Raw genomic sequence first — 513 nt, forward strand, 5'->3', positions numbered from 1 at the left:
TCGAAACCGCTTCAAGAAAAAGCAAACATTTCTGTTAGTACGCAGATTCTCTGTCCAAGTGTCTCAGGTTGCAAAACCTTGCTATAAAGATCTTAATCCGAAAGAACAGAGTGATGAAAACCGCTTCCTCTTAGCAAAGCGGTACTTTTTCTCGCTTACTTCGAATCGAGGATTGGGGAACTGCGATATTCCATTTTTAAAAGCGAAAGCGCTTCGTTCAATTTCGTATGAACTGGAATGAGATTATCAACCTTGCACAGGAAGGCAAGTAAACTAAATTAAAATTGTGGAGTTTTAAAATAGGACAATTTAACCGTTGCACTGGAGTGTTATTCTCCCTCTTTAATTAAGAATTTTCTTATTAATTGGATTTCGAGAAGCGCATATATAGGGAGGGGCGGCGGGGAATGGGGAGACTCCTGTGGGAAGAGAGTGCTTGGTGAGATCCCGCAGGACGGGACGTCCGAGGAAGCTCACCGCGCTCCCACGGAAAGCGAGTCATTCCCCGCCGCC

General features: G+C 44.6%; 1 protein-coding gene. It reads left to right on the forward strand.

The window, feature by feature from the left end:
• The coding region (locus LF817_RS20010; protein WP_253937567.1) for a hypothetical protein at window positions 1–241 on the forward strand (241 nt) is incomplete at its 5' end.
• Between the last annotated feature and the right edge of the window lie 272 nt (window positions 242–513).

This window comes from Halobacillus sp. A1 (genome assembly GCF_024189295.1).
Lineage (GTDB): Bacteria > Bacillota > Bacilli > Bacillales > Halobacillaceae > Halobacillus_A.